The following is a 24,519-nucleotide window of genomic DNA, read 5'->3' as shown; positions in this document are numbered from 1 at the left end:
GGTGTAGTGTCAGGCCGAGGAGGGCGCCCGATGCAGCCACGGATCGCCGTGACGGCGGATGACACGGATTGGCGGATGCCGGTGGGGGGCCCCGGGCTGCGCCTGAACGTCCCGTCCCAGGGGGCGTGGCTCAAGCGGCCCCTGCTTCATGTCGAAGCCACCCGGCCCTACCTGCTGCGCGTGATGCTCGGTGGGCAGCCGCTGCTCTGGATGCGGGTGGATGACTGGTGGAACGGATGTGCCTGGCTGCGCGGCCCGGCGAAGCTCGCGGGCGCGATGGCGCCCCTCACCGCGGAGGAGGCCCGGCGTCACCCGGAGCCGGGGGCGCCTGGATGGTGGGCCGCGTGGAACCGGTGGTGGGTCCACCAGTTCGAGACCGCGGAGCCGTCCCTGCTCCACGCGGGGAGCTGGTGCCTGCGTCCCCTCCAGGCCGTTTCCGTCGCGCAGGCACAGGGCTACTCCACGGTGCCCATCATCGGGACGGGGCTGCTCCCGGAACCTCCGTGCGGGCTCGACGCGGCGTTGCGCTTCCAGCCCTTCCAGTCGGAGGACTGGTCCTGGGCGGAGCCCGGCGCCCTCCCGCGGCGCAGTGGCGGCGTGATGCCGCTGCGCGCCCCTTCACCGCAGGACGACGGGCGGGTGAAGGCGTGGCGCAAGCACGCGCGGGACGGGACGCTGCCTCCGGTGCTGCTGATGTACTTCGCCCTGGTGGAGCGCTGGCTGGTGGTGGATGGCCACGACCGGCTGCACGCGGCGCTGCTGGAGGGGCGTGAGCCGCCCTTGCTGGGCCTCTGGTCCTTCACGGAAGTGCCGGTGGTGGAGGACCTGTCCACGCTGTTCCGCCAGGAGGGGGCCATGAAGGCGGCGGAGCTGCGGCTGCGCGCGAAGCCCGGCGACGTCGACGCGGTCAATCGCGCCCTCCTGCGCGACCACGAACCGGTCCACCGGCTCGCGGTCACGCGTGCGTTCCCCCTGCGCGGAGGCGCCGCGGCGTGGAAGGCGGAGGTGACGGCCTGGCGGAAGAGGTCCGGCCTCACCGTGCAGCCGGACGACTGGGCGGGGTTCCTCTCCGGATGACCTGTCCGACAGTCGGACAGGTTTCCAAACGCCGCGTGCCAGAGCTTCACTCCGGCGGCGCGGACGGCGTCAGCAGCAGGTCGGACAGGCCGGGCTTGGAGCGGCGCAGCAGGTCCTCCAGCGAGTACCGGTCCAGCGTGCCGAGGAACGCGTCACGCGCTTCCGCCAGGACACCCTTGAGGCCGCAGGCCGGCGCGATGGGACAGGTGTTGCGCTCCTTGTCGAAGCACTCCACCAGGTGGAAGTCCGGCTCGGCCGCGCGCACCACCCGGCCCAGCCGGATGTCTCCCGGCGCCCTCGCCAGCAGCACGCCTCCCGCGCGCCCCGGCTTCACCTCCACGTCGCCCTGCTGCGCCAGCGTCTGCACCACGCGCACCAGGTGGTGCTTGGAGATGCCGTAGGCGTCCGCCATCTCCTGCGTGGACGACGGCCGGCCCGGTCGCGCCGCCAGGTACATGAGGACGCGCAGCGAATAGTCGGCGTGAAGGGTCAGGTGCAAGGTCAGGCGGCTCCGGCGACGGGCCCTGCTCGCGGCGTGCTCGGCAGGAAGGCATCCGCGTGGATGTCCTTCAGCGAGAACCCCGTGAGGAAGAGCTTCTTGCGCAGGGATAGCACTGCTTCGGGGTTGCCGCAGAGGAACGCCCGCCAGCCCACCGGCCGCTTCGGAAGGCTGGCCAGGATGCGCGCCTCCAGAGGCCCTTCCTCCACGTCCCCACCGCCTCCGGCCAGCACGATGGGCCGGTAGTGGAGGTTCGGATGGCGCTCCGCCAGCGCCCGGAGCGCGTCCACCCGGTACAGCCCGCGCGGCTCCAAGGCCCCATGGAACAGGTGGATGGGCCCGGTGTGCCCCGCCTCCAGGGCGTCCCGCAGGATTCCGTACAGCGGCGCGAGCCCCGTGCCCGTCCCCGCGAGCAACAGCGGCGCCTCCGGCTGCCCGGGCACGTAGAAGCAGTCCCCGGCCGGGCCCTGCACGTGCACGCGCTCACCCGGCCTCACGTCCCGGGCGAACCAGCCGCTCATGGCGCCCCCGGGCACCAGCCGCACGTGGAGCTCCAGCCGGCCCTCGCGAGGCAGGCTCGCCAGCGAGTAGCTGCGCGCGAGCCCGTCCTCGCGCACCACCGTGACGTACTGCCCGGCGCGATAGTCGAGCGGCGCCTCCACCTCCAGCCGCACCGCGAGCACATCCTCGCTGAGCGACTCCAGGTCCACGACGCGCGCGGGGACGCGCAGCTCCGAAGCCCCCGCCACCTCCAGCGCCGTGCCCGCCTGGGGCCGGCAGGCGCACGCGAGGAAGTAGCCGCGCGCCCGCAGCGTGTCCTTGAGCCCCACCTGCGCCGCTTCAGGCACCGCGCCCGAGGTCGCCCGCATCAGGCAGGACTGGCAGGCCCCCGCCCGGCACGCATGCGGCACGTGCACGCCCTGGCGCAGCAGGCCGTCCAGCACCGTCTCTCCGGGCTCCAGTGGGTACCACGCGGACTCATGCCGTACCTTCGCCATGACGTGCCTCCCGTGCCGCTTCAGCGGTTCAACACGTCCGCGCGAGCCCCTTCCGCGACCGCCATCACCTGGCCCACCAGCTCCGCGGGCACGCCCAGCTCCTCCAGCGTCTCCTTCAGGTGCCCCGCCACCGCGTCGAAGTGCGACGCGTTCAGCCCGCGCTCCACCAGGTGCTTGTGCCCCGCGCGCATGTCCTTGCCCGAGTAGTTCGACGGCCCCCCGCACACCATCGTCAGGAACGCCTTCTGCTTCGCGGCCTGGCGCTCCATGTCCACGTCCTCGAAGAAGTGGCTGATGCGCTCGTCGCCCAGCACCTTCCGGTAGAAGACCTCCACCGCCGCCGCCATCGCCGGCTCCCCGCCAATCCGCTCGTACACGCTCGACATGACTTCGCTCCCTTCCGGGCCCTCGGCCCCTTAAAGATGCATTCTAAATGCATCTTTAAGGGGTCGGACGTCAACATCCCCCTATCGCGCTAGCTTCACGCTCATGAGCCCTGGCCTCATGCCCACCTTCCTGGCCGTGCTTTTCCTGGCCGGCTGCGGAGCGCCTGCCTGGCGGGTGCGGGCCGTGCCTCGCGAGGCAATCCACCTGCCTCGCATCGAGCCCTCCGTCGTGCTGGAGTTGCCGGCCCGTGGATCCGTCGTGCCGGCCCGGCTGGGAGACGGCACTCCGCTGTGGCTGGTCCACCGGGAGGACGGCACCGTGTCCGTCTTCTCCGCCATCATCCCCCGCACGCACGACGCGTCCTCCGTGGGGCTCATCGACTGGGTGCCCACGATGCGGCGCTTCACGGGCGCCTACGTCTGGGATGAGCGGGGCCAGGTCGTGGGCAACCAGGGATGGGATGCCTGCACCGGTGAGTGCCCCAGCGATGCACGGATGCCCGACGAGGCCCGGGACCTGGACGGCTTCCAGGTGGAGCGGCTGGGCGGCGAATCCGGGCGCATCCGCGTGGGCGCGCCCTTGCGCGGCGCGTGGCGGAGCATTCCCCAGAAGCCCCTCCCCTCATGGAGTCAGGAGCCCCATGAGGCCCCCGTGCGCCCGCTGTCCGTGGTCCAGGCGTTGGACCTGCCCGAAGGCACCGTCGTCCGCGTCGCTGCCTCCGCGGTGCTCGCCAGCGCCTCGACGCCCCGCGTGTGCCAGAACTCCGACCATGGGTCCTGCTGCCCCGAGAACGCCCCCCGCCTCTACGATGTGGATGGCATTCCCCTGCGGGACACGGGCCTGGAGGTCTACAGCCATGGCTTCGCGCTGCTTCGCCGCTACCGCGATGGCTTCGTCCAGTACGACGTGGGCAGGGAGCTCGACGCCGCGCACGCTGGAGGGCACCTGAGCAACCCTGAACCTCCAGGGCTCGCCAGCTGGGACGTCACCCAGCCCCCGCGCGTGCCCATCTGCCCGTAGGCGCGAGGCGCTTCAGGTGGACATCAGGCCCCGCGCCCGGCGCACCACGCGCTCCATGCCGCTCTTCACGTGGTCCAGCGGCAGGAAGCGGTTCACCGGCACGGGCTGGTAGCCCAGCGGCCCCAGGCGACTGCGCAGCGCATGGTTGGCGCGCAGCGCGCGCAGGTGCCGGGCCGTCTCGCGGGTGTTGAAGATGATGGACAGCGACACGGAGACGTCGTCCGGGCCGTTCTTCACGTAGTGCGGCGCCACGAAGGGGATGTGCAGCGCGTCCCCCGGGCCGAACGTGTAGCGCGTCGCCGTCGCATCAAACGTCTCCCGGTAGTTCACCTTGGAGCCGGAGCGCGCGACGAAGGCCTCCAGGTCCGCCGCGGGGACCACCTGTTCGTCCCACGCCTTGGAGATGTGCACCGCCTTGGTGCCCCGGAACTGCATCAGGAGCGTGGAGTAGCGGTCCAGGTGGAAGGGCGTGACGCTGCCGGGGGACGCGATGAAGAGGTAGAGCATCGGATCCACGGCGCGCGTTCCCACGCCCTGCGCGCGCATCAGGCCCTCCACCTCCGACAGGAGCGCGCGGTACAGCTCGTGGAAGCTGGGGTCCTGCTCCGGCGCGCGGAGCATGATGTACGAGTTGCTCGTCATCATGTTCTCCACGGTGTCCTTCAGCGACAGGCCGGTGCGGTAGTCCACGTGCGCGCGGTCGAAGTCCGCGTCCTTGGGCAAGAGGCCGGAGCTGAAGAAGACGTTCTGTGAAGGCAGCCGCTGCACCACTCCCGCCAGGTTCTCCAGCTCCAGCGCGGGATGTCCCAGGAGCGAGTGACGACACCGGAAGGACTCACGGTCGAACTGCAACGGCGACCCGACGGACTCGAAGATGCGCATCACGGAAGTGAGCTCCTTGCCGCTGCCGGCGACAGGTGTTCACCCGATGCCACCAGAGCGCGAGCACGGGTTCAAATTGGGGCGTTTTGCCCCGTGTCTTCATGGGGCCGTTTTGCCCCACGCTCCTCTGGAGACACAGGGGTTCGTCGGCCGTGAAACATCTTGGATTCACCCCGTCGCAAGCCGCCTGCCTGCTCTGCCGTCGCCCTTGAGGGAGGGGCGGGCGCGACCGGGAATCATGCCCATGTTTCCGCCATCACCTCGCTGGGAGGAAAAGACATGGCGCTGGAGGCAATCCTGTTGTGGGCGGTGATCGGCCTCATCGCTGGGTGGCTCGCGTCCGCGGTGGTCGGTGGTGGCTACGGCATCGTTGGAGACATCGTCGTGGGCGTGGTGGGCGCGTTCCTGGGAGGCTTCATCCTCCGGGCGCTCGGCACGGGGGCTCCGTTCGGTGGACTCGCGGGCACCATCTTCGTGGCGTTCATCGGAGCGGTGGTCTTGCTCCTCATCCTCCGGGTCATCCGTTCGAGCACGGTCCGAAGGGTCTGATCCGGCCGGCCTGAACGTGCGGTGACTTCTCGCGCGGGCGCGCATGCGTCCCGCGCGAGAGGCGTTTCAGGGGCCTGATGACGGCGGACACCAGGGCCTGACGGCAGTCATCAGGCCCGCGGCCTCCGGGCCCCTCCGCACCGTCCGGCCCTTGAGCAATTCCGGGAGTTTGCGGCTTCGAGAAGCGTGTGGGGCGCGTGGCATGCGCCGTGCTCTAGCCCCCCACATCGCTGAACCGGCCGGCGCCTCATGCCAGCCCATCCAATCTCGAGGAACACCGCCATGGCGCTCTCCCCCCTGTCGAAGTCGTCGGTTGCCAGCTCCTCCTTCTCGCCCCGCACGTCCGCCACGGAGCTCTCCAACCCGGCGATGCGTCCCGCCCCGGTGACGGCGGACGCGGTGAAGGCCAAGGGCGGCCCGGGTTCGCTCCAGGGGATGTTCCAGGCGGATGGCTTCGACGGGGCGGCGGGCGTGGGCAGGCAGGGCGGCGTCCAGGGCAATCCCCTGGAGCAGCTGAGTGAGATCGTCCAGATGCTGAAGCAGCTGGTGGAGATGCTCGGCGCGCAGGGCGGCGCCGGTGCGGCTCAGGGCGGAGTCCCGGGCGTCGAGGGCGCGGCGGGCAGTGCCGGCGCGGCGCAGGGCGGCGTGCCGGACCTGGGGGGTGACTCCTTCGGCGGTGGCGTGCCGGAACTGGGTGCCGAGCGCGCGGGCTCCAGCGTCACGCCCCCCGCGCAGGGTGCTCCCGCCGCGCAGGCCGCGGTGGCCCCCCAGCAGGAGGCGCCCGTCTCCGGGCCCCAGTCCGTGGGCGCCCCGGGCGCGTCGAAGGGCAAGAACACCATCACGCTCAACAACGACGGCGACAAGCCGATGACGGTGAACTTCACCCCCAACGCGGGCGAGAAGGCCATCGACTCCGTCACGCTCAAGCCCGGTGAGAGCAAGACGGTGCAGTTCCCGGACAACTGGTCCGGCAACTTCCGCAGCGACAACGGCGACGGCAAGAACGCGACGCTCGGTGAAGTGAAGTTCGACGGCGGGTTCGGGCAGACGTACTACGACGTCAGCTACATCGAGGGCCACAACGCGGCCATGACGATGCAGCCGGAGGGCGGCGGCCGCCTGTCGGGCACGATGGAGAACCTGCTCGCCTCCGCGCCTGACTCCGTGAAGGCCAAGGGAGCGGACGGCTCGGCGTACGGCATCAAGAAGAGCACCACCTCCAACGTGCAGGATCCGGAGGTGGTAGACTTCTTCCGCAAGCACGTCGGCGCGGATCAGGGCTACGTCATCCCCACGGATGACGCGAGCACGCTGGGCAGCAACAACAGCAACCTCGTCGTCCACATGAAGAACCTGGCCTGATTCCCCCCTCGCGAGGCCCCCGCCCATGAGTGTCCGCCTTCCGTCTGGCCTCCCCCGTCCGGGCCTCCCCCTTCAGGGCCCCGCGCAGGAGAAGGGTGAGAAGGCGCAGCAGCCCGCGGAAGCGAAGACGCCGGGCAAGGCCACCGGGAAGGGCGTCCCCGCCAAGGGAGGCCTCGCCGTCAAGGGCGGCGCCGCGAAGGGCACGTCCGCCAAGGGCGGCGCGGAGCAGTCGGGTCCCCAGGACGGCATGGACTCCGCCCGCTCGGGCGAGACGGAGCGCGGTGAAGGCGGCGGCGCCCGGGCCGCGCAGCAGCGGGACGGGATGGCGCCCAGCACGTCGCGCGACGCCGCCAGCCTGGGCTCCCTGGAGCAGCCCCCTCCCCCCGCGGCGGCCCAGACGGCCCCGGCGGTTCCCCAGCAGCCCCCGCCGCTGGTGGCCCCGCAGGTGGACGTGGCGCCCCAGTTCGCGCGCCAGCCCGCCACTTCCGAATCCCCCCAGGAGCGCACCGCCTCCGACGGCCGGTCGGCGGACACCGCGCGGCAGGCCCTGGAGGGCCGCGCGAAGCTGCGCGTGGCCGTCCTCCAGCGGCTCTACCGCGGCCTCACGGAGGTGGAGGGGAAGATGACCGCCTTCCTCGCCAACCCCGGCCGCCAGGGCGTCGTCACCCTGCCCGTCGTCCTGAGCGAGAGCTCCGTCACCTTCGAGTGGTGGAAGTCCGCGAACGCGCTCCCCGAGGACCGGGCCTACCTGGCCCAGGTGCTGGGCGAGCCCGGCTCCGTGGACGACGCCACGCTGCTGGGCACGCTGCGCGAGGAGGTGCACCTGGCCTTCGCGGAGTTCCCGCGCACGCCGCAGGGCGTGGAGGCGCGCAAGCGGTACGACGCCGTCCTCCAGAAGTACGAGGCCGCCCGCATCCAGCCCATCATCGCGGGCCATGACTCCGGCCCCCTGGTGGAGGAGTGCACCCGGCTGGGGCTCCCCTGCGAGAAGGACTTCACCCGCTCCCTGCTCCTGTCCCCGTGGATGCTGGCCACCAGCCAGAGCCCGGACGAGGGCACCGCGACGCAGGTGATGGTGGCGGGCCTCACGCTGCCCCAGTTGGGCGCGCTGGTGGGCCACCTGCGCCAGCTCAACCCCCTGCTCAGCAACCCCCAACTGCGCGCGCTGCTCCTGCGCGCCTCCACGGACAAGAAGCTCGCGCTGCGCAAGGTGCTGGGCCAGCAGGAGGTGGAGCAGGTGCAGGCCCTGGCGCGTCAGCTGCTCCGGCTCCAGGCCGTGCAGCACCTCACCGTCTGAAGGGCCCGCGCGTCAGGCGCGGAAAGACGGAGGGACGCGGCGCGCGTCGCGTCCCGCCGGAAGGCTTCAGGAGGATTCGCGGCCGAAGTTGGACATGGCGCGCGAGCCGCCGCCGTCGGTGTTGCCGAGCGCGACGGCCTTCAGCCCGCCCTCCGCCGCGGCCTGGGCCTCGGAGGTGCCCTTGGCGCTCTCCACGAGCATCATCCCGCCGCCCTGGTGCTGGTTCCAGCTGATCTCCATGGCGTCCGCCAGCCGCTGCGCGTCCGCCGGGACCTTCGTGCCGGTGCTGGGGTCCTTGAGCAGGTAGCGGCCCTGGTCGTCCTTGCCCTCCACGGAGACCCAGTGCGCGCGGCCCGTCTCGCCCGGCTTCGTCGTGGGGTCCACGAGGCAGGAGTCCACCTGCACCGCGGCCTTGCCGCCGCGGGCCAGGGCCTCGTCCAGGGCCTTCGTGTCGAGCTTGGATGACGTCTGCGTCACCTTCACGCCCTGGTTGGCCAGCATGTTGGACAGCTCGTGCGGCGAGGTGCCCTGGCCCTGCGTGAAGCGCGACTCCAGCGCGTCCATCTTCTGCGCGTCCGAGCCGGGCTGCGTCTTGCTGGTGCCCAGGTCGTTGCCCAGCATCACCGCCACCGCGGCGCCGCAGTTGTTCTGCTTCGTCTGCTTGAGCACGGCGGGGTCCGTCCCCACCGCGTCCCAGCCGCCCAGCTCCGGGGCCTGGGGCGCGGCCGCGAGCGTCCCGGGGACGCCCAGCTCCTGCGCCGACGCGCCCGCGTTCACCTGGAAGCGGTTCGCCCACTCCGGGTTGAGGGCCTGCGCCGCCGCGAAGGCGTCCGTGGCCTGCTCCGTCTGGACGGGGGTGGGCGCCCCCTCCACCTGCGAGACGACCTTCTCTTCCGGCAAACCGACCTGCTGCGCGGTCTGCTGCGGAGAGGCTGACGGCTTCACCTCCACCAGTTGCTGGAAGGTGCGGAGGAGGTTGGAAGAAAGATTCACGCTCACGGTGGGGGCTCCGGAGGGGGATGGGGGATGCCATCCTACCCGGGATGCCGCCCCGTGTTAAGGGTCCCCGGACGGATCCAACCCGTGCTTGCGCAGGAGTTTCCGAAGGTAGACACGATCGATGTCCGCCTCGCGGGAGGCCCGGGAGATGTTGCCCTCGCAGCGCTCGATGAGGTTCTTGAGGTAGTCGCGCTCGAAGACCTCGATGAGGTGCTCCTTGGCCTCCTTGAAGGGCAGGTCCAGGTCCGGGCCCCGGCGGCCGGACGCGTCCGGGGGCGGCTCCAGGTCCGGCAGGGCTTCCTCGCCCAGGTTGACCACCTGCTCCACCACGTTGCGCAGCTCGCGCACGTTGCCCGGCCACGGGTACTGCATGAGCAGGGCGCGCGTCTGGTCCGACAGCGCGCTGGGGGGCCGGCCCATCTGCTTGAGCATGTGGTCGATGAGGAACGGGATGTCCTCCGGGCGCTCGCGCAGCGCGGGCAGCGTGACGCGCAGCACGGCGAGCCGGTGGAAGAGGTCGCGGCGGAACTTCCCCTGGTTGACGGCCTGCTCCAGGTTCACGTGCGAGGCGGCCACCACGCGCACGTTCACCGTGAAGTAGTCGTTGCCGCCCACGCGCTTCACCTGCCGGCGCTCCAGCACGCGAAGCAGGCGCGGCTGCAGCTCCAGGGGCAGCTCGCCAATCTCGTCCAGGAAGACGGTGCCGTTCTGCGCGCGCTCGAAGGCGCCCGCGCGGTCGGCCTGGGCGCCGGTGAAGGAGCCCTTCACGTGGCCGAAGAGCTCGGACTCGATGAGGGTGGAGGGCACGCCCGCCAGGTCCACGATGACGAAGGGGCCCCTGGCGCGGGGGCTCTGCTGGTGGATGGCCTCCGCGCACAGGTCCTTGCCGGTGCCCGTCTCCCCGTGGATGAGGACATCCGCGCCGCCGGGCGCCAGGCGCTCCAGCACGGTGAAGGCCTCGCGCATCTTGCGGCTGTGGCCCACGAGCGCGCCGAAGCTCTCGCGCGAGGACAAGGGCAGCGAGCGCTCGCGCGTGTCCTCCGGCACCAGCTTCAATTCGGTGGTGCCCAGGGTGATGACGCTGCCGGGGCGCAGCTCCATGGCGGTGAAGCGCAGGCCCTCCACGAACGAGCCGTTGTGCGAGCCCAGGTCCGTGGCGACGACGTGCTCGTCGTGCACCTCCAGCTTCAGGTGCTGGCGGGAGACGGCCTTGTCGGAGAGGACGATGTCACACGTGGGGGCCTTGCCCACCACGTACGTCCCCTGCTTGAGCGGGTGGGCCTTGCCGGCCTCCGCCCCGGAAAGCACCCGGAGCACCATCCGCACCTGTCCGGCACGGCCCCGGTTCAGGGTGGCCGTGGCATCCAGGAGCGCCTCGTCCTCGTCTGGCGGCAGCGACACGGCGCGGGACGCTAGCACGCCGCGCCACAGCCGCCAGCAGCCGCGCGTGACTGTCTACCGGCGCCGGCCCCGGGGCGGCTTGCGGGCAGGCGGGCGCGGGGACTCCGGGGGCAGGGTCTGGAGCCACGAGTCCACCTCCCCCACGCGGGCGTCCAGGCCGGACTCGGTGAAGCGCTCCCGGGCGCGGGTGGCCTCGCCGCGGGCCTCCGCCCGGGCCTCGGGGGTCTGGCCCGTCTGGTACAGCGCCCGCGCCAGCGCGAAGCCGGACTCCGCCAGCGCGTCCGGGGGCGCGGACGCGAAGGACACCGCCTGCTGGAGCGGCGCCACCGAGTCGCGCGCCCGCCCCAGCCCCAGCAGCGCCTGCCCCACGCCGTCATAGGAGGGCTGGAGCCCTTCGTCGCCCGCGGGCAGCAGCTCGCGCTTGAGGGCCAGGGCCTGCTCGTAGGTCTTCAGCGCGTCGTCGTAGCGCTTCATCCCCAGCTGGCACATGCCCAACTCGTCCAGCGCCTCCGCCACCTGGGGGCTCTTGTCGCCGTGGAGGGCCTTGTAGAGGTCCACCACCGCCTGGGCGTGCGGCAGGGCGCGCGCGGGTTCGCCGGCCTCGCGCAGGGCCAGGGACAACAGGCCGTGCCGGCGGGCCACGTCCGGGTGCACCGGGCCCACGGCCGCCTCGGTCTTCACGAGCGACGCCTCCAGGAGCGGCACCGCCCCCTTCGCGTCCCCCGTGCCCAGCACCAGCCGCCCCAGGAGGAAGAGCGCCCGCGCGCGCTTGGGGTGCTCGGGCGGCAGCGCCTTGTCGTAGAGGGCGCTCGCCTCCTCCAGCCGCTCGCGGGCCTCGTCCATGTGGCCCTGGGACATGGCGAGGTTGGCCTGGTTCACCTTCACGTCGGCTTCCAGCACGGGCTCGCCGCCCAGCCGCTGGAGGGTGGCCTCCGCCAGCGCTCCCCAGCTGGCCGCCGGGTCGAAGTGCTTCTGGCCGTCCTCCACGTAGAGCAGCTTGTTGAGGATGGCGACCTTCAGCCGGTCCGCCCGGCCCGCCTCCGCGTCGAAGACGGCGCGAGACAAGAGGCGGGATGCTTCGGGCGACTGGCCCGTCTGTTCCTGGAGCCAGCCCAGGTGGAAGCGCATCTCCGCCTTCAGCGGCAGGTAGCCCGTCTTCTCCACGGGCGCCTCCAGCGCCCTCACCGCCGCGAGCGCCGCCGGGTAGCGCCCCGCGTCCACCTGCGCGCGCACCTCCGACAGCCGGTCCTCCAGCGCCTCGATCGCGTCGCGCAGGGCGGGGTCGGAGGGGCGGCGCTGCTGTTCGGCCAGCGACTCCACGTCCTCGCACTCGTGCAGCGCGGGCAGCGCGTGCGCCATGTCCACGGACTTCTCCACCAGGGCGGCGTCCGCGCTCGCGAGCAGGTCCACCGTCGCGCGCAGGTCCTTGCGCCGGCGCTCCAGGCACACCACCTGCCGGTCCAGCTGCTCCTCCGGCTTCACGCCGCTCACGCGCGCGTCCTCGCAGGCCTGGACGCGCTGGTGCTTCCACGCGTCCGCGTACTGCGCCAGCACCTGCGTGGCGCGCGCGGCCATGCCTTCCGCGAAGGGCTTCCCGGTGGCGCGGAAGGCGGCCTCCAGCCGCGCCCGCGCGTCCGGGGTCCAGACGGTGTCCATCAGCGCGCCCGCGTCCGCGCACACCTGGGACTGCTGCCACGCCACGCCGCCCGCCACCGCCAGCGCGGTGGTCATCGCGCCCGCCGCCCCCACCCAGCGCCTGCGCCGTCCCAGGCGCTGCTCCTGGGAGAGCGCGTCCAGCAGGGCCTGCATCGAGGGGAAGCGCGCATCCGCGTCCAGCGCCAGCCCGCGCAGCACCGCCTGCCGCACCCAGCCGGGCACCTTCGCGTCGCGAGGGGGGTCGCGGATGAGTGCGGGCGGCGGCGCGACGGTGGCCTTCGCCGGCGGAGCGTTCAGCGACTGCGTGCCGCCCAGCGACTGCGTGCCGTCCGCCTCGGCTTCCGCGCTGCGGCTGGCGGACACATAGGCCTTGATGCTGCCCGGGTCGAAGGGGCGCGTGCCGTAGAGCGCGCCGTAGAGCGCCGCGCAGAAGCTGAACTGGTCCGTGCGCGCGTCCAGCTGCGAGCCCCGGAACTGCTCCGGGGACATGTAGTTGGGCGTGCCCACCAGCAGGCCCGCTTCGGTGAGCGTGGTGTCCAGCATCCGCCGGTCGGACGCCTCCAGCAGCTGGGCCTCCTCCGGCGAGGACGGGGCCTCCGGCCCGTCGCCCACCTGCCGCGCCAGCCCGAAGTCCGTCACGTAGGCGCGGCCCGCGCGGCTCACCAGCACGTTGGCGGGCTTGAAGTCGCGGTGCACCAGCCCTGCTTCATGCGCGGCCTGGAGTCCCCGGCCCGCCTGGAGGTAGCGCTCCAGCACCTCGCGCCAGGACGGCTTCGCCTCCTTCAGCCACGAGCCCAGGGTGCCGCCGTCCACCAGCTCCATGGCGACGAAGACCTGGTCGCCCCACATGCCCACGTCGAAGACGGGGATGACGTTGGGATGGGAGACGCGCGCCATGGCCTGCGCCTCGCGCAACAGCCGGGAGCGTGCCTCCTCGTTGTCGCGGTTGGCGTTGGGGTGCAAGAGCTTCAGCGCGACCTTGCGGTCCAGGTCCGGATCATAGGCGGCGTACACCACGCCCATGCCGCCCTGCCCCAGCTTGCGCAGGAGCAGGTAGCGGCCCACCTGGGGAACGGGCGGGACGTCCTCCGCGCGGCGGGGCGAGGGGCCCGTGCCACGGCCCGTGCCGGCGCCCGAGCGCGCGGAGTCCAACGGGCCCGTCCCTGCGCTTCCCCTGCCGGTGTCTCGTCTGGTCATGGTCGGTGCACCTGATCCGCGACTCTACCGCCGGCCCTCGCCCGCTCCGAACATCCTTCCGCGATGCGTCAACCACGGCTGCCTGCCTGGTGACGGCGGTCATCAACACCTGACGGCAGTCATCAGCCCCCACTCACAGGGTGGGCGCCAACCGGCTGGAAACAGGAACCGGCGGCGCCCTCCGGAGCTGGCACGCCAGCCGCAATGGGGGCCCGCATCGCCGTTCTCGCAGCCCCTCCCCCCTCTGGAGGCCCCCATGGCCCTCGCCCCCATCACCCGGAAGCCGCTGGCTCCTGTCTCCCCTCTCGCGGTCACCGGGAAGCCGGGCGCGGCCGTCCCCCAGGCCGCGCCCGTGGAGGCGCGGAGGCCCGCCGTCGTGGCGGATGGCTTCGACGTGAAGAAGTCCGCGGCGGGCCCGGACCTCAGCGGCGTGGGCAAGGCGGTGGAGACCACTGCCACGGCAGTGAGGCCCACGGGTGTCCCCGAGCTGCGCGTGGGCCTGGCGGCGACGGGCGCGGCCCCGGTGGAGCGCCAGACGATGTCCGGCGAGGACAAGGCGAAGCAGGCGGTGGACCTGAAGACCGTCGGCGAGCGGCGCACCGAGACGGTGGATGCGCAGAAGGCCCTGCGGGAGAAGACCACGCAGGAGGCCGACAAGCTCTTCGCCATGGCGGACGGCAAGGAGCAGGTGCCCGAAGGCGCCAGCGTCAAGCGCGTGTCCGACAGCGCGGTGGAGCTCACCCGCGTCAACGGCCAGCAGGAGGTGGTGGAGCGCTCCGTCGCGACGAAGAAGGACGGCGCGGTGGTGATGGACACGGCCGCCTACGAGGACGGCGTCAACAAGCGCGACCGGCTGGAGCTGAAGGACGACGGCAGCTCGCTGGTGGAGCGCGCGGAGTGGAAGGGCGACAAGAACGAGACCGCGGACCTCAAGTCCTTCGGTGACATCTCCCGGACGAAGGACAAGGGCCTCACGTACACGCGCAACGCGGTCCACCTGGAGCCGAACAAGGACGGCGACCGGCTCATCACGGACGCGTACTCGCAGGCGGACGGCGGCGCGCAGACGAGCCGCACGGCCTACTTCCAGCAGAAGGGAGGGGGCTCCATCGACAACAAGCTCAAGGGCCCCTTCGACTTCGACAAGCCGGTGGATCGCGCGGACACGTACACCTATACGATTCCGCCTCCGGGCGAGGACGGCTCGCAGGGCGACGTGCAGTACAGCCGCGTGCAGGACTTCTCGCAGGACCACGTGAAGGCGACGTCCTACGTGGACCGCACGCTGGACGGCCACACGCACCTCGCGGGCTCCGGCCCGCACACGATGGAGGAGCTGCACAAGGTCCGCGACGAGTACGGCAAGGGCGGCGGCGAGAACTGGGACGCGGACAAGACAGGCGACGGCCGCCCGCCGAAGCGCTGGACGGTGGACCTGCGGAAGGGCGCGGACCGGCTGGACTCGCAGACCTTCATCGAGGGCTATCCGGACGCAACCATCAAGACGGAGCGGACGCGCGAGGGCAGCACGGTGAAGGAGAAGTACGAGGGCAAGACCTTCGAGAAGGCGGACTCCTCCAAGCGCGTGCCGGTGCATGGCGAGTCCTCCACCACGTACGGCCAGGACGGCTCCATCGAGAAGCTGGACTCCCAAAGCCGCGAGCCGGACGGCTCCGACCTGGAGCAGCACTACACCAGCAGCCGCAAGGCCACCGGCCAGGGCCTGGAGCTCCAGGAGTCGCTGGAGACCAGGCGCACGAAGGACAACAAGACGGAGAGCGCGCTCAAGGAGGACACGTCGCTGCTCTCCGGTGAAGGCGCGCAGCTGGTGAATTCGCGCACGACGGTGACGGACGCGGAAGGCCGCAAGGGCATCCACGAGGTGGGCAAGGACGGAGAGCGGATGCAGCTGTCCGGAAAGGGCGGCGCCGACATGCGCGACGTCACCGACGCGGAGTCCTTCAAGGACGATGCGTTCGGCAAGGTGCTGCTGGAGCAGGCGTCCATCTCCACCGCGAACACGGTGAACCAGTACGCCAACAGCGGCGGCGCGCAGGCGCTGAACGTCCTCAAGGGCCTGAGTCAGGACGCGGGCCGGCTGCCGGCGAAGGCGACGGAGCTCCTGGGCAGGGACGCCCTCTCCAAGGGCCTGAGCGCGGCGCAGGGTGGCGCGAGCGCGCTGGGCGGCGTGGCGGGCGTGGTGGCGGGCGGCATGTCACTGGCGCGCGGCATCCGCGAGAACAACATGCCGGACATCGTGAAGGGCGTGTCGGACACGGCCAACGGCGCGGTGAACCTGTACACGGGCGGCAAGGCGTTCACGGAGGCCATCAAGGGCTTCAAGAACGCGGGCGCGCTCACCACCACCACTCCCTCCAACGCCGCGAAGAGCATGCCCTGGGCGAAGTCACTGGCGAACCCGACGGTGGGCAACGCCCTCACCCACACGGTGCTGGACTCGGTGAAGGGCATGGGCGGCATCGGCAAGGTGGCCGGTGTGACCGCGAGCGCCGGAAGCAAGGCGCTCTCCGCGCTCAAGGCGGCGGGCGGCGCGGCCAACGTGCTGGGCGCGGTGGGCGGCGCGGCGGGCGGCGTGATGGACATCGTCAACGGCGCGAAGGTGAATGACGGCGCGCAGATCGCCAAGGGCGCCGTCGGCATCGCGGGCAGCCTCGGCGGCGCGGTGGCGGTGGGCGCGATTGGCGGTCCGCTGGGCATGGCGGTGGGCGCGGGCATCGGCCTGCTGGCCTTCGGCTTCGGGAAGCTGATGGACCTCATCAGCGACAAGCCACACAAGATCTCCGAGCTGCAGATCGACTGAAGCGCGGCTCGGATGAAGGCGGCGGTGGACGGAGCCACCGCCGCCTTCTGGACTCTCAGCGCTTCACGCGCAGGGTGCGCTCGTAGTCCTCGGAGCGCGGCTTCGCGATGGTGCGCCGGTCGCGGGTGCGGACCACGATGCCCTCCGGGTGCTGCCCTGCCCCGGCGTCCAGCGCGCACCGGGTCGACGGCGCGTGCGTGCGCAGCCAGGCGGACGCGCCTTCCAGGTCCTTCGGGAGCGCCGCGCCGTCCAACTCGAGGATGCGCGGCGTGGTCTCCAGCCCGTACTCGCGGGTGAAGGCCTGGAGGGCATCCTCGGTCACGAAGGGCCGGCCGCCGGACCCACGCCAGCCGGAGAGCTGCTCCGCGGACCACGTGAGAGGCGCGCCCCCGGGACGCGGCCGTTCGGTAGGGCCTGACCGCAGGGTTGGGCTCGGGCGCATGGGAATGGACGGAGAGGTCCTGGGCATCGGCCCCGCCGCCCGACGCGGTCCAAACCTGTCCGACTGTCGGACAGGTTTCCGCCGCCCGGCGGAAGCGGACGCCCCCCGGGGCCTCGGTCCTCCAAACCTGTCCGACTGTCGGACAGGTTCGGGCGGTGGTCCCAACCTGTCCGACTGTCGGACAGGTTCGGCCGGTGTGCCTCCGCCGGGAGGACCCGCCGGGTTCTCACCTTCTCATTCGTGGGGACAGACTGGAGGTCCGAGGACTCAGCGCTGGCGCATCCTGACGCGCAGGCATTCCGCCACGCCCTCCCGGCACACCTCTGGAAAGCCGGACAGGCCGGCGCGTGTGCTCCGCGAGTTCCGGAAGCGGTTCGATGACGTGGTACTTGCGCGTGGCGACGTCCGACCTCCAGCCCGCGCTCTGCCGCGTCATCGCCCACGGGCGCTCGCCCACCGTGAGGCAGCGGACGTCGCGCTCGTAGTCGACGAAGGACTCCCCTACCGCGGAGTCGTCCGCGGCGAAGAGGAGGTCCGAAATCTCCGGCCACGCCGCGGCATCGCGCACCAACGCCTTTCCCAGCACGGCGCCGGTCACGCCTGGACGGAAGCAGCCGCCCTTGTGACGTGCCGGTTGACGCGCGTCCCCGGCGCCCCTCTTATCTGCCCCTCCCCCTTGAGCAGGAGTTCCCGTTGGCAGGCGTCCCGGTCGAGTTGACCCCGGAGGATTACGAGGCAGTCACCCAGCGGCCCGGCATGTGCATCGTGGACTTCTGGGCCCCGTGGTGCGAGCCCTGCCACGCCTTCGCCCCCGTCTTCACGGAGGCGGCCGCGCGATTCCCGGACATCACCTTCGCCCGGCTGGACGCGGAGGCCCACGAAGCGGTGTCCGAGCCGCTGGGCATCGACTCCTTCCCCACGCTCGTCGCGTTCAAGGACGGCCTGGAGGTCCACCGCGTCTCCGAGGCGATGTCCGCCGAATCGCTGGACCGGCTGCTCGGCGCGCTGCGGGCCGTGGACGTCGCCGAGGAGAAACGGCGCATCGCGAACCGCGAGCGGACCGAGGCGGGCCAACCTCCTTCCGGCGTCCCCGAGGGCGCCACCTGGGACGAGGGCGACAAGGAGTGGTCCTTCGGACCGAAGGACGTCACGGGCCGGCCCCACGGCACGTGGCGGTACTGGCGCGCGGACGGCACGCTCTGCAACGAATGCATCCTGAAGCAGGGCATGCCGCACGGCCCCTTCAAGCGCTTCCACGAGGACGGCGCGGTGTCCCAGGAGGGCGCCTTCGAGAAGGGCCAGCTCCACGGTCCGCGCACCTGGTTCGCGTCCGAGCGCTTCACCACCGAGCGCATGCACGAAGGCGGCGTGAGCGAGCGCGTGCGCAAGACGGTGATGCACTACGAGCACGGCACCGTGCGGCAGGTGCTGCACTTCGACGGCAAGGGCCAGCGCGTGGTGCCCTCCACCGGCGAGCCCTACCCCACCCGCCCCGCCCACCTGCCGGAGGACGCGGAGCTGCGCGAGGACCTGAGCCAGTGGGCCAAGGTGACGCTCAACGCGGACGCCGAGCGCCACGGCCCCACCCGCTTCTGGGACCTGCAGGGCCAGCTCCTCTGGGAGGCCGAGTTCGAGAACGGCCTGCGCCATGGGCGCTACTGGTCACGCGCGGAGAACGTGTACGCGGACTTCCGCGTGCACTTCGAGGAGGGCCGCGCGGAAGGCAACCTCGCGTGTGGCCAGTGGTCCCTGCTGGACGCGCAGCGGGCGGTGGTGCTCACGCGCGACCTGGGCCGGGCGATGGATGAGCGGACGCTGGCGCGCTCGCCGGTGTTCTCCAACCTGGCCCGGAGCGCGGAGGGCTGGCGCGAGCTGGCGAAGGAGGCCCGCGCGGACCGGCGCTATCGGGAGGCCCTGCTCGCCACGGCGCGCGCGTGCGCCACGGCGCTGGACGCCCAGCCGTTGAAGGAAGGCCTGGAGGAGCTGACGCTGCCGCGCACGAAGGACTCGGCGAGCGGGGTCGCGGACGGCGTGGTGGAGGAAGCGGGCCAGGAGTGGGCCCCGATGGCGGACGCGCTCATGCGCGGGGGAGACGCCGCCACGCTGCTGCGGGCCTACGCCGTGCTGCTGGACCAGACGGACCGGCCGCGCGCGGCGCTGGACTTCCTGCACGCGGCGATGCTGCTCGCGCCGGAGCGCAAGGAGTACCTGTTCACTCGCGGCCTCATCCTGCTGAACCTGGGGGTGGCGGATCAGGTGCGCAAGGACGCCCAGGGGCTCGCGGCGGTGGAGCCGGAAACCGCCCGGTTCCTGGACACGTACGCGCGGGCATTGTTCCCCCGCTTCGACTTCTGGGCGGCACAGGAGCCTCCTCGCTGCACCTACGACGGCCTGCCGGAGAAGCCGGAACAATCCCTGGAGGCGATCCAGCAGCTGGTGCGCAAGTACGCCACGCGCCTCCAGGCGATGCGCGGCGCGCTGCTCCAGCGGTTCAAGCCCGGCGCCGCGGTGTCGTGGCTGCCGCCGGACCTGTCGGGCCTGCTGGGCGAGGGGGCGGCGGAGCTGAAGCAGTACGAGCACGAGCTGGAGGACGAGCAGGTGGAGGTCGACGAGACGATCGACCTGGAGCTGGGGCTCGCGGACCTGACGCTGATGCTGCGGGGGGACTGGAGCGCGCTGTCGTGGCTGTTGTGGTCATGCGGGGAGACGACGTTCCAGATGCCCACGCGCATCGCGCCTCCGGCGGATTACGGACAGGCGGCGGGGCAGGCCTCGCAGCGGCTGTGGCAGAGCCGGGACCGCAAGTTCCGGGGGGATGCCAGCACGACCAAACCCGGCCAGGGCTTCCTGTTCGAGGGCGTGGCACTGGGCGACCTGCATCCGAACCTGGTGTCCATCGCGGAGCGGCAGTACGCGGAGACGCAAGCGATGTTCTATTGGCTCAATGACCCGGACCACGTCTCTCCGTGGCAGAGCAATCTGAGGGGCAGCTAGGCATGAATCGGATTCGTGAAACCATCGAGGTCGCGGAGCCCCTGTGGCGGGCGCTGGAGCAGATGAGCCACGACCTGGGCGTGGACCGGAATGCCCTGGTGGCCCAGGCGCTGTTCCTGCTCGCGAGACAGAATGGCTACGTGTCGCCGACGCCCGTGGCGCTCGGCACGCCGGTCGCTGGAGAGCCCGTGAGGACACCGGCGGCCCCGGCCCCCGAGCCCGCGGTGCGTCCTGCGGAGCTCCCCGCTGCCGCCGCCCCCGTGAAGGTGGCCGTGTCCGCCGCGCCGGCCTCGGCCCCGGTGGACGATGCGGCGCATGCTCGGTCCCGCATGCAGGAGGTCCTCGCGGCCGTGGACGCGGTCGTGCAGCCCCGCGACGTTCCCGTGGCGTCCGGTGACGAGGAGTCGGAGGACGAAGAGGAAGCGGCCGACGACGAGGCAGCCGATGAGTCCTCGGACGAAGACGAAGCGGCCGACGACGATGAGGCCGACGCTGACGAGGCGTCCGATGACGAGTCGTCGGACGAAGACGAAGCATCGGACGAAGAGGAGTCCGACGCTGACGAAGCGGCCGACAAAGAGGAAGCCGCTGACGAGGTGGCTGACAAAGAGGAAGCCGCCGACGAGTCCTCGGATGAAGACGAAGCGGCCGACGACACGTCCGGCGAAGACGAAGCGGCGGACGAGAGTTCGTCCGAAGCCGCCGCCGATGCGGATGAGAAATCCGACGAGGGCGCCACCGGTGAGGACGCGGAGGACGCGAAGGCCTCCGAGGAGGACGACGCCTCCGCGGCCGACATCGAAGCGGCGATCGGATCCGAAGAACTCCCGGGCTCCAACGAGGCCGACGACTCCGAGCCCGAGGAGGCCAAGACGGGTGAGGAGGCCACGGGCTCCGACGAAGGCGACGCGCAGGACGATGAGCCCGATGCACGGGCCGCCGCATCCGACGAAGCCGACGCGCAGGCCGATGCACGGGCCGCCGCATCGGACGAGGACGAGGCCAATGCCTCCGAGAACGACGCGCAGGACGCGGGCTCCTCGGAAGCCGAGGAGCAGGACCTGCCCTTCGTGGCGGCTCCGGCCTCGAAGGGCCCCGCCCTCCGGAAGCAGGGCCGTGTGCTCCGTCAGTCCACTCCCGAGGACGACGCCCCTCCGGACGCCAACAAGGGCCGGAAGCCCGCCCCCGCGGCCAGGGCCTCCGCGCGCAAGGACCTGTTCGTACGCCTGAGCCCGGACGGTCCCGCCACCCGCGTGGACGTGGAGCGCTTCACGCTGGGACGCGGTCCGCAGTGCAGCCTCGTCGTGAAGTCCGGCAGGGTCTCCCGCGAGCACGCCGCCGTCGTGCGCGAGGGCAATGACTACTTCATCGAGGACCTGGGCTCGTCCAACGGCACCTGGATCAACCACCAGCGCATCAAGCGCCAGAAGATCGCGGACGGCGACACCTTCAACCTGGGGACCGAAGCCGTGTACTTCTCCATGGCGCCGAGCGACGACTGACGCACTCAGGCCTTCCGCGGTGGATCGCGGATGCCCAGGGCGGAGATGACTCCGCCCAGCACCAGCAGGACGGTGGCGACGAGCATCACCCGGTGGAAGCCCGCGACGTCCAGTCGCGGGCCCACGATGAGCCCCGTGAACGCGATGGCGATGAGCCCCGCGACCCGGGCGATGGCGTTGTTGATGGCCGAGCCGATGCCCGCCTGCTCCTTGCGGACGGACCCGAGCACCGCCGACGTCAGCGGCGCCACCGTCGTCGTCAGCCCCAGCCCGAACACCAGCACGCCCGGCAGCATCTGCGTCCAGAAGTCCACCGGCGTGCCGACGCGCAGCATGAGCAGGAACCCGGCGCCCGCGACGCACGGCCCCACCGCCATGAACAGGCGAGGCCCGAACCGGCCGGCCAGTCCACCGGACACCGACGACAGCAACAACATGATGACCGTCGTCGGCATCAGCGCCAGCCCCGCCGTCGTCGCGCGGAACCCCGCCACCTGCTGGAGGAACAGCGTGATGACGAACTCGCCCAGCGCCAGCGCCCCGTAGATGGACGTGGTGGCCAGGTTGCCCACCCAGAAGTTCCGCTCCCGGAACAGGCCCAGCGGCATCATCGGGTGCGTCGAGCGCCGCTCCTGGAACAGGAACGCGGTGAGCGCCGGCACACCCACGCCCAGCGACACCCGCACCGTGGGATGCGTCCAGCCCACCGTCCCCTGCTCAATCAGCGCATAGACGGGACCGCCCAATCCCAGACACGCCAGCACGGCCCCCAGCACGTCGATGCGCGCGCCATCCGGACGCGCGGGCTCCTCCATGCGCGCGAGCAGCGTCAGCGTCACCGCGATGGGCAGCACGTTGATGGCGAAGATCCACCGCCAGCCCACCGTGTCCACCAGCAGCCCGCCCACCAGCGGCCCCGCGATGAACGCGCCGCCCGTCCAGCCGGTCCACGTGCCAATGGCCTTCGCCTGCTCGGGGCCGGAGAAGAAGGACAGGATGAGCGCCAGCGAGCTCGGCACCAGGAGCGCGCCCGTGGCCCCCTGGAGCGCGCGCGCGAGGATGAGCACCGCGCCCGTCGGCGCCAGCGCGCACAAGAGCGACGTGGCGCCGAAGCCCAGCAACCCCAGCCGCAGGATGCGCTTGCGTCCGAACGCGTCCGACAGCGAGCCCGCCGCCAGCATCAGCGAGCCCAGCGTGATGAGGTAGGCATCCACCACCCACTGCTGGAGGGTGAGCCCGCCGCCCAGGTCCCGGACCATCGCGGGCAACGCGACGTTGATGATCGCCCCGTCCAGGAACGTGACGAGCGAGGCGAGCACGGCGATTCGCAGGACCAGCCGCTGTGGAGGGGTCACGGTGCCGTGACTTTCCCGGAGGCCGCCACCACTCGCACCTCGGGGGCCTCACGGGACGTTGAGCAGACGACTGCGCCGGGGAAACCGGTGAGGAGCACTGCGCTCCCACGCACAACGCCTCCACCGCCTCTACACGTCCCGGCGGGCCCGGGAGCGGAAGCGGTCCTGACATGACCCATCCGGTGCCCTGCCTCCGTATCCAATGCAGGAGACCAACGACATGGCACAGCCGATGTACACCGGACAGGTCCGCACCGTGGGGGAGAGCATGGCCCGCAGCACCACGGAGGCGCAGGCGTTCAAGATCTTCATGGACGAGCCCGTGGAGCTGGGCGGCCAGAACGGCGCGCCCAGCCCGCTCGACTTCATCCTCGCGGCGCACGCGGGCTGCCTGAACTACATGACCTTCTTCATCGCCCGCGAGCTGGGCATCCCCGTCACCGGCACCGAGATCACCGTGAAGGGCTCCCTGGACCCCGCGAAGTTCGCCGGCACCAACCGCGAGGTCCGCGCCGGCTACCAGTCCCTCACCGCCACCATCCACGTGAAGGGCGACGTCACCCAGGAACAGCTCGCCCATCTGCTGCGCGAGGTGGAGACGCGCTGCCCCGTCAGCGACAACCTGGCCCACGCCACCCCCATCCACCTCTCCATGGTGCCCGCCACCTAGTCCACGCCCCAACGGTCCATCCCAGGCACCGGGCCCGTCGCGCGGTCCCACCCCAGCTCGCCTTGACTTCAAAATTACGGAGGTAATATTACGGTCGAAATCAAAAGAGCCGCACATGACCGCCAGCTACATCGTCGACGCCGTCCGGACCCCGCGTGGACGCGGGAAGATGGGCAAGGGAGCCCTGACGGGGCTGCACCCGCAGGAACTGCTCGCGCAGGCGCTCAACGCGCTCCAGCGGCGCGGCGGCTGGGACGCGCGCGAGGTGGGTGACGTCATCGCGGGGTGCGTGTCGCAGGTGAACGAGCAGGGCGCGAACATCGCGCGCAACGCCGTCCTGGCGGCGGGGTGGCCGCAGGACGTGTCCGCCGTGTCGCTCAACCGCTTCTGCGGCTCCGGGCTCCAGGCCGTGAACTTCGGCGCCATGGGCGTGGCCTCCGGCGCCATGGACTTCGTGGTGACGGGCGGCGTGGAGAGCATGTCGCACCTGTCGCTGGGCGCGGACGGCGGCGGCCAGGACGGCGGCAACGTGCGGCTGCGCGAGCGCGTCTACCAGGTGCCCCAGGGCATCAGCGCGGACCTCATCGCGACGCTGGAGGGCATCACCCGCGAGGACGTGGACGCGTGGGCCCTGCGCTCGCAGCGGCAGGCGGCCCTCGCCATCGAGGAGAACCGCTTCTCAAAGTCGCTCTTCGCGGTGAAGGACCCGGCCACCGGCGCCGTGCTGCTGGAGCGCGACGAGTATCCGCGCCCGGACACCACCGCGCAGGGCCTGACCGCGCTCAAGCCCGCGTTCGTCGCCATGGGCGAGACGGCCGTGGGCCCCAACGGGGAGACGCTGGACGGCATCGCGCTGGCCGCGTACCCGCAGGCGAAGCGCATCCAGCACGTGCACACCGCGGGCAACTCCAGCGGCATCGTGGACGGGGCGGCCGTGGTGGCGCTGGCGTCGGAGCGGTACGTGAAGACCCAGGGGCTCAAGCCCCGCGCCCGCATCCGCGCCATGGCGACGGTGGGCACCGAGCCGCTCATCATGCTCACCGCCCCCGCGCCCGCGAGCGAGAAGGCCCTGCGCATGGCCGGCATGAAGGCCCGCGACATCGACCTGTGGGAGATCAACGAGGCGTTCGCCGCCGTGGTCCTCCAGACGACGCGCGCGCTGGACATCGACCCGGAGCGGGTGAACGTCAACGGCGGCTCCATCGCGCTGGGCCACCCGCTGGGCGCCACCGGCGCGATGCTCCTGGGCACCGCGCTGGACGAGCTGGAGCGCACGGGCAAGGGGACGGCGCTCATCACCATGTGCATCGGCGGCGGCCAGGGCATCGCCACCATCATCGAGCGCGTGTAGGGCCACTGCCTCCGGAGGACACCGCCGGATTCACTTCAGCGGGGTCCTCCGGCGCCTTGC

Annotated in this window: 19 protein-coding genes; 10 read left to right on the top strand and 9 right to left on the bottom strand. The window is 71.6% G+C overall.

The window, feature by feature from the left end; translation table 11 throughout:
* Positions 1–30 precede the first annotated feature (30 nt).
* On the top strand, positions 31–1,077 hold the full coding sequence (locus NR792_RS35795) for a hypothetical protein (protein ID WP_375757195.1): 1,047 nt from the start codon (positions 31–33) through the stop codon (positions 1,075–1,077).
* Positions 1,078–1,123: 46 nt separating this feature from the next.
* Here the strand turns inward: NR792_RS35795 and NR792_RS35790 are convergent, their stop codons facing one another.
* From NR792_RS35790 to NR792_RS35780, 3 genes are read right to left on the bottom strand one after another with little or no spacing between them, the layout of a single operon-like run.
* Positions 1,124–1,576, bottom strand: a complete 453-nt coding sequence (locus NR792_RS35790; protein WP_375757194.1) for an RrF2 family transcriptional regulator — start codon at positions 1,574–1,576, stop codon at positions 1,124–1,126.
* A 2-nt stretch (positions 1,577–1,578) separates the two neighbouring features.
* A complete protein-coding gene (locus tag NR792_RS35785) occupies positions 1,579–2,574 on the bottom strand; it encodes a 2Fe-2S iron-sulfur cluster-binding protein (protein ID WP_375757193.1) in 996 nt (331 codons plus the stop codon).
* Between the two features lie 20 nt (positions 2,575–2,594).
* On the bottom strand, positions 2,595–2,960 hold the full coding sequence (locus NR792_RS35780) for a group 1 truncated hemoglobin (protein WP_375757192.1): 366 nt from the start codon (positions 2,958–2,960) through the stop codon (positions 2,595–2,597).
* A gap of 118 nt (positions 2,961–3,078) precedes the next feature.
* Here NR792_RS35780 and NR792_RS35775 point away from each other — a divergent pair, with 118 nt between their 5' ends.
* Entirely contained in the window at positions 3,079–3,981 is a 903-nt protein-coding gene (locus NR792_RS35775) for a hypothetical protein (RefSeq protein ID WP_375757191.1), read from the top strand.
* 12 nt (positions 3,982–3,993) lie between these two features.
* Here NR792_RS35775 and NR792_RS35770 read toward each other — a convergent pair whose 3' ends face one another.
* Positions 3,994–4,866 (bottom strand): hypothetical protein, encoded by an 873-nt coding sequence (locus tag NR792_RS35770; protein WP_375757190.1) that lies wholly within the window; start codon positions 4,864–4,866, stop codon positions 3,994–3,996.
* 276 nt (positions 4,867–5,142) lie between these two features.
* Between NR792_RS35770 and NR792_RS35765 the strand changes: the two genes are divergently transcribed.
* The 3 genes from NR792_RS35765 (at position 5,143) to NR792_RS35755 (ending at position 8,071) form a co-directional block, all read left to right on the top strand.
* Positions 5,143–5,412, top strand: a complete 270-nt coding sequence (locus NR792_RS35765) for a GlsB/YeaQ/YmgE family stress response membrane protein (protein WP_375757189.1) — start codon at positions 5,143–5,145, stop codon at positions 5,410–5,412.
* 282 nt (positions 5,413–5,694) lie between these two features.
* Positions 5,695–6,774 (top strand): hypothetical protein, encoded by a 1,080-nt coding sequence (locus NR792_RS35760; RefSeq protein ID WP_375757188.1) that lies wholly within the window; start codon positions 5,695–5,697, stop codon positions 6,772–6,774.
* Positions 6,775–6,799: 25 nt separating this feature from the next.
* The gene (locus NR792_RS35755; RefSeq protein WP_375757187.1) at positions 6,800–8,071 is read left to right on the top strand and encodes a hypothetical protein; all 1,272 of its coding nucleotides are present in this window, start codon (positions 6,800–6,802) and stop codon (positions 8,069–8,071) included.
* 66 nt (positions 8,072–8,137) lie between these two features.
* On the opposite strand, the gene NR792_RS35750 is transcribed toward NR792_RS35755, so the two are convergent.
* From NR792_RS35750 to NR792_RS35740, 3 genes are all read right to left on the bottom strand, one after another.
* The gene (locus NR792_RS35750; RefSeq protein ID WP_375757186.1) at positions 8,138–9,070 is read right to left on the bottom strand and encodes a hypothetical protein; all 933 of its coding nucleotides are present in this window, start codon (positions 9,068–9,070) and stop codon (positions 8,138–8,140) included.
* Between the two features lie 57 nt (positions 9,071–9,127).
* Entirely contained in the window at positions 9,128–10,390 is a 1,263-nt protein-coding gene (locus NR792_RS35745; protein ID WP_375761749.1) for a sigma 54-interacting transcriptional regulator, read from the bottom strand.
* A gap of 135 nt (positions 10,391–10,525) precedes the next feature.
* Positions 10,526–13,324 carry a tetratricopeptide repeat protein gene (locus NR792_RS35740; protein WP_375757185.1) on the bottom strand — a complete coding sequence of 933 codons (2,799 nt, stop codon included), beginning with the start codon at positions 13,322–13,324 and terminating at the stop codon, positions 10,526–10,528.
* A gap of 256 nt (positions 13,325–13,580) precedes the next feature.
* Between NR792_RS35740 and NR792_RS35735 the strand changes: the two genes are divergently transcribed.
* Complete coding sequence (locus NR792_RS35735; protein WP_375757184.1) at positions 13,581–16,145, top strand: hypothetical protein; 2,565 nt, start codon at positions 13,581–13,583, stop codon at positions 16,143–16,145.
* Positions 16,146–16,200: 55 nt separating this feature from the next.
* Here NR792_RS35735 and NR792_RS35730 read toward each other — a convergent pair whose 3' ends face one another.
* Positions 16,201–16,467, bottom strand: a complete 267-nt coding sequence (locus NR792_RS35730) for a hypothetical protein (protein ID WP_375757183.1) — start codon at positions 16,465–16,467, stop codon at positions 16,201–16,203.
* 813 nt (positions 16,468–17,280) lie between these two features.
* Between NR792_RS35730 and NR792_RS35725 the strand changes: the two genes are divergently transcribed.
* Together NR792_RS35725 and NR792_RS35720 are read left to right on the top strand one after the other, a co-directional pair.
* Entirely contained in the window at positions 17,281–19,581 is a 2,301-nt protein-coding gene (locus tag NR792_RS35725; RefSeq protein ID WP_375757182.1) for a thioredoxin domain-containing protein, read from the top strand.
* A 2-nt stretch (positions 19,582–19,583) separates the two neighbouring features.
* Positions 19,584–21,083: an FHA domain-containing protein gene (locus NR792_RS35720; protein WP_375757181.1), complete on the top strand. Its 1,500-nt coding sequence runs from the start codon at positions 19,584–19,586 to the stop codon at positions 21,081–21,083.
* A 5-nt stretch (positions 21,084–21,088) separates the two neighbouring features.
* Here the strand turns inward: NR792_RS35720 and NR792_RS35715 are convergent, their stop codons facing one another.
* On the bottom strand, positions 21,089–22,438 hold the full coding sequence (locus NR792_RS35715) for an MFS transporter (protein ID WP_375757180.1): 1,350 nt from the start codon (positions 22,436–22,438) through the stop codon (positions 21,089–21,091).
* Positions 22,439–22,658: 220 nt separating this feature from the next.
* Here NR792_RS35715 and NR792_RS35710 point away from each other — a divergent pair, with 220 nt between their 5' ends.
* Both NR792_RS35710 and NR792_RS35705 read left to right on the top strand, forming a co-directional pair.
* On the top strand, positions 22,659–23,108 hold the full coding sequence (locus NR792_RS35710) for an OsmC family protein (protein WP_375757179.1): 450 nt from the start codon (positions 22,659–22,661) through the stop codon (positions 23,106–23,108).
* Between the two features lie 115 nt (positions 23,109–23,223).
* A complete protein-coding gene (locus tag NR792_RS35705; RefSeq protein WP_375757178.1) occupies positions 23,224–24,459 on the top strand; it encodes an acetyl-CoA C-acetyltransferase in 1,236 nt (411 codons plus the stop codon).
* Positions 24,460–24,519 lie beyond the last annotated feature (60 nt).

The organism is Corallococcus exercitus (genome assembly GCF_042231735.1).
GTDB classification, from domain to species: Bacteria; Myxococcota; Myxococcia; order Myxococcales; family Myxococcaceae; genus Corallococcus; species Corallococcus exercitus_B.
This window is presented reverse-complemented; position numbering and strand designations above follow the sequence as displayed.